Here is a 5,480-nt window from a genome sequence, read left to right as displayed (position 1 = left end):
TTTTTTGGATTGGTCAGGTTTTGCTTTCTGGCTTGTGTTGAAATTGCTGGCCCTTTTTTGGGGGGTTGGTTGTTTTGATGTTTTTTGTTGGAGAGTTTGATCCTGGCTCAGGACGAACGCTGGCGGCGTGCTTAACACATGCAAGTCGAACGGAAAGGCCCAGCTTGCTGGGTACTCGAGTGGCGAACGGGTGAGTAACACGTGGGTGATCTGCCCTGCACTCTGGGATAAGCCTGGGAAACTGGGTCTAATACCGGATATGACTCTGCGCTGCATGGCGTGGGGTGGAAAGCTTTTGCGGTGTGGGATGGGCCCGCGGCCTATCAGCTTGTTGGTGGGGTAATGGCCTACCAAGGCGACGACGGGTAGCCGACCTGAGAGGGTGATCGGCCACACTGGGACTGAGACACGGCCCAGACTCCTACGGGAGGCAGCAGTGGGGAATATTGCACAATGGGCGCAAGCCTGATGCAGCGACGCCGCGTGAGGGATGACGGCCTTCGGGTTGTAAACCTCTTTCGCTAGGGACGAAGCGCAAGTGACGGTACCTGGAGAAGAAGCACCGGCCAACTACGTGCCAGCAGCCGCGGTAATACGTAGGGTGCGAGCGTTGTCCGGAATTACTGGGCGTAAAGAGCTCGTAGGCGGTTTGTCGCGTCGTCTGTGAAATTCTGCAGCTTAACTGCAGGCGTGCAGGCGATACGGGCAGACTTGAGTACTACAGGGGAGACTGGAATTCCTGGTGTAGCGGTGAAATGCGCAGATATCAGGAGGAACACCGGTGGCGAAGGCGGGTCTCTGGGTAGTAACTGACGCTGAGGAGCGAAAGCGTGGGGAGCGAACAGGATTAGATACCCTGGTAGTCCACGCCGTAAACGGTGGGTACTAGGTGTGGGGCTCATTTCACGAGTTCCGTGCCGTAGCTAACGCATTAAGTACCCCGCCTGGGGAGTACGGCCGCAAGGCTAAAACTCAAAGGAATTGACGGGGGCCCGCACAAGCGGCGGAGCATGTGGATTAATTCGATGCAACGCGAAGAACCTTACCTGGGTTTGACATACACCAGACGTATGTAGAGATACATATTCCCTTGTGGTTGGTGTACAGGTGGTGCATGGCTGTCGTCAGCTCGTGTCGTGAGATGTTGGGTTAAGTCCCGCAACGAGCGCAACCCTTGTCCTGTATTGCCAGCGGGTTATGCCGGGGACTTGCAGGAGACTGCCGGGGTCAACTCGGAGGAAGGTGGGGATGACGTCAAGTCATCATGCCCCTTATGTCCAGGGCTTCACACATGCTACAATGGCGCGTACAGAGGGCTGCGAGACCGTGAGGTGGAGCGAATCCCTTAAAGCGCGTCTCAGTTCGGATTGGGGTCTGCAACTCGACCCCATGAAGTCGGAGTCGCTAGTAATCGCAGATCAGCAACGCTGCGGTGAATACGTTCCCGGGCCTTGTACACACCGCCCGTCACGTCATGAAAGTCGGTAACACCCGAAGCCGGTGGCCTAACCCCTTGTGGGAGGGAGCTGTCGAAGGTGGGATCGGCGATTGGGACGAAGTCGTAACAAGGTAGCCGTACCGGAAGGTGCGGCTGGATCACCTCCTTTCTAAGGAGCAGACAACAATTCTCATGCCATGCTCGACTGTAGTGTGGGTGGGTGTTTGTTCATGGGTGAAACACAAGAAGTCCAGGCGTGTGGCCGGCATCTGTATACGTGTGTATGTGGGTGGTGGTTGCGGTGAGTTTGGGGATCATTCTGGGTGACTGGATGGTCGGATATTGCACACTATCGGGGTTCTGAGGGAACACATGTCGCTTTGTGTGACGGGTGTTGTCCTTTGCTGCTCGCTGGATTCCGCGCCCTGTAGGGGTGTGTGGGGTCGGGTGGGTGTGTGTTGTTTGAGAAGTGGATAGTGGATGCGAGCATCTTATATTTGTAGATGTGTATTGCAATTTCAAAGTTTTGTTTGTGTTGTCCACATTCGTGTCACAACCGTGTATCTGCTGGTGTCACTGACACCCACCCTGTTTTTGGGGTGTGGTTGGTTGGTGTCGGTGGGGTGGTTGTGGTGTGTTTGTGGGTGTTGTTGTAAGTGTTTTAGGGCGTTCGGTGGATGCCTTGGTACCAGGAGCCGATGAAGGACGTGGTAGGCCGCGATAGTCCTCGGGGAGTTGTCAAACGAGCTGTGATCCGAGGGTGTCCGAATGGGGAAACCCAGCACGAGTTATGTCGTGTTACCGCCCGGTGAATGTATAGCCGGGTTGGAGGGAACGTGGGGAAGTGAAACATCTCAGTACCCACAGGAAGAGAAAACAATTGTGATTCCGTGAGTAGTGGCGAGCGAAAGCGGATGAGGCTAAACCATGCGTATGTGATACTCGGCAGGGGTTGTGCGTGTGGGGTTGTGGGAGTGTCGTTCTTCGTGCTGCCGTGCGGAGCGCCAGTAAGAAAATCTTTCGTTAGGTGAAGTGGCCTGGAATGGTCTGCCGTAGTGGGTGAGAGTCCCGTAACTGTAAGCGATTGGTCTGGTGTCGATGTGTCCCAAGTAGCAGCGGGCTCGTGGAATCTGCTGTGAATCTGCCGGGACCACCCGGTAAGCCTAAATACTCTCTGGTGACCGATAGCGGACTAGTACCGTGAGGGAAAGGTGAAAAGTACCCCGGGAGGGGAGTGAAATAGTACCTGAAACCGGACGCTTACAATCCGTCAGAGCCTTCCGCATGTTGTGTGGTGGGGTGATGGCGTGCCTTTTGAAGAATGAGCCTGCGAGTTAGTGCTCAGTGGCGAGGTTAACCCGTGTGGGGTAGCCGTAGCGAAAGCGAGTCTGAATAGGGCGTTATGAGTCGCTGGGTCTAGACCCGAAGCGGAGTGATCTACCCATGGCCAGTGTGAAGCGACGGTAAGACGTCGTGGAGGCGCGAACCCACTTCAGTTGAAAATGGAGGGGATGAGTTGTGGGTAGGGGTGAAAGGCCAATCAAACTCCGTGATAGCTGGTTCTCCCCGAAATGCATTTAGGTGCAGCGTCACGTGTTTCTTACTGGAGGTAGAGCTACTGGATGGCCGATGGGCCCTACTAGGTTACTGACGTCAGCCAAACTCCGAATGCCGGTAAGTGAGAGCGTGGCAGTGAGACTGCGGGGGATAAGCTTCGTAGTCGAGAGGGAAACAGCCCAGATCGCCGGCTAAGGCCCCTAAGCGTGTACTAAGTGGAAAAGGATGTGGGGTCGCGAAGACAACCAGGAGGTTGGCTTAGAAGCAGCCATCCTTGAAAGAGTGCGTAATAGCTCACTGGTCAAGTGATCCTGCGCCGACAATGTAGCGGGGCTCAAGTACACCGCCGAAGCCGCGGCACTCACACAATCATCGGTGATGTTTCTTCGGGAATGTCATCTAGTGGTGTGGGTGGGTAGGGGAGCGTCCTGCATCCGTGGAAGCGCCGGAGTGATCCAGGTGTGGAGGGTGTGGGAGTGAGAATGCAGGCATGAGTAGCGAAAGACAAGTGAGAAACTTGTCCGCCGAATGACCAAGGGTTCCTGGGCCAGGTTAATCCGCCCAGGGTGAGTCGGGACCTAAGGCGAGGCCGACAGGCGTAGTCGATGGACAACGGGTTGATATTCCCGTACCCGTGCATCCGCGACCAATGGCGAATCATCTGTACTAACCACCCAAAAGCATCGTGTACTTTCTTCGGATCGTGTGTGGTGTGGCTGCGTGGGACCTTGGGTGTAGTAGTCAAGCGATGGGGTGACGCAGGAAGGTAGCTGGGCCAGTCAGTGGTTGTACTGGTGTAAGCCTGTAGAGCGAGGCATAGGTAAATCCGTGTCTCATATGGCTTGAGAGGTGATGCGTAGCCGTTGTGGCGAATTCAGTGATCCTATGCTGCCGAGAAAAGCCTCTAGTGAGTTGGTGCATGGCCCGTACCCCAAACCGACACAGGTGGTCAGGTAGAGAATACTAAGGCGATCGAGATAACTGTGGTTAAGGAACTCGGCAAATTGCCCCCGTAACTTCGGGAGAAGGGGGACCACTGCTGGTGATGAGTCGTGCACTCTGAGCTGGTGGTGGTCGCAGAGACCAGAGAGAAGCGACTGTTTACTAAAAACACAGGTCCGTGCGAAGTCGTAAGACGATGTATACGGACTGACGCCTGCCCGGTGCTGGAAGGTTAAGAGGACCGGTTAACCGCCTTGTGTGGTGAAGCTGAGAATTTAAGCCCCAGTAAACGGCGGTGGTAACTATAACCATCCTAAGGTAGCGAAATTCCTTGTCGGGTAAGTTCCGACCTGCACGAATGGCGTAACGACTTCTCTGCTGTCTCAACCACAGACTCGGCGAAATTGCAGTACGAGTAAAGATGCTCGTTTCGCGCGGCAGGACGAAAAGACCCCGGGACCTTCACTATAGCTTGGTATTGGTGTTCGGTACGGTTTGTGTAGGATAGGTGGGAGACTGTGAAGCGGCCACGCTAGTGGTGGTGGAGTCGTTGTTGAAATACCACTCTGATCGTATTGGGCTTCTAACCTCGGACCCTGATCGGGTTCAGGGACAGTGCCTGGTGGGTAGTTTAACTGGGGCGGTTGCCTCCTAAAATGTAACGGAGGCGCCCAAAGGTTCCCTCAGCCTGGATGGCAATCAGGTGTTGAGTGTAAGTGCACAAGGGAGCTTGACTGTGAGACGTACATGTCGAGCAGGGACGAAAGTCGGGACTAGTGATCCGGCACCGGCAAGTGGAAGCGGTGTCGCTCAACGGATAAAAGGTACCCCGGGGATAACAGGCTGATCTTCCCCAAGAGTCCATATCGACGGGATGGTTTGGCACCTCGATGTCGGCTCGTCGCATCCTGGGGCTGGAGTAGGTCCCAAGGGTTGGGCTGTTCGCCCATTAAAGCGGCACGCGAGCTGGGTTTAGAACGTCGTGAGACAGTTCGGTCTCTATCCGCCGCGCGCGATTAGAAACTTGAGGAAACCTGTCCCTAGTACGAGAGGACCGGGACGGACGAACCTCTGGTGTGCCAGTTGTTCTACCAAGAGCACTGCTGGTTAGCTACGTTCGGAAGGGATAACCGCTGAAAGCATCTAAGCGGGAAGCCTGTTCCAAGATGAGGTTTCTCACCTGCCCTCGGGCAGGGTAAGGCCCCCTACAGACCATGGGGTTGATAGGCCAGAACTGTACGCATAGCAATATGTTCAGGTGACTGGTACTAATAGGCCGAGGACTTACTAACAACACTCACACACATTTACGTATTGTAAGAATGTATGTCGCATCCACTATCTACTTCTGAGGCCGCACACGCGATAACCTCATATTGTTTCGGTGGCTATAGCGGAGGGGAAACGCCCGGCCCCATTCCGAACCCGGAAGCTAAGCCCTCCAGCGCCGATGGTACTGCACCCTAACCAGTGTGGGAGAGTAGGACACCGCCGAACTAAACCCGAGTTAGAGCCCCCAACACCACGTGTTGGGGGCTCTAAC

The 5,480-nt window shown here is 55.1% G+C and carries 3 rRNA genes; all 3 read left to right on the top strand.

From position 1 onward, the window contains the following. Positions 1-84: 84 nt before the first annotated feature. The 3 genes from L5G28_RS19215 to rrf all read left to right on the top strand — a co-directional run bounded on the left by L5G28_RS19215 (position 85) and on the right by rrf (position 5,434). Positions 85-1,607 (top strand): 16S ribosomal RNA (locus L5G28_RS19215). 481 nt (positions 1,608-2,088) lie between these two features. Further along, a 23S ribosomal RNA gene (locus tag L5G28_RS19210) occupies positions 2,089-5,229 on the top strand. An 88-nt stretch (positions 5,230-5,317) separates the two neighbouring features. Continuing rightward, a 5S ribosomal RNA gene (rrf, locus tag L5G28_RS19205) occupies positions 5,318-5,434 on the top strand. The 16S, 23S and 5S rRNA genes sit together here, the layout of an rRNA operon. Positions 5,435-5,480 lie beyond the last annotated feature (46 nt).

The sequence above is a fragment of the Gordonia liuliyuniae genome (genome assembly GCF_021739025.1).
Classification (GTDB): domain Bacteria; phylum Actinomycetota; class Actinomycetes; order Mycobacteriales; family Mycobacteriaceae; genus Gordonia; species Gordonia liuliyuniae.
The sequence above is the reverse complement of the archived record's forward strand: the minus strand, read 5'-3'. Positions and strand labels throughout refer to the sequence as shown.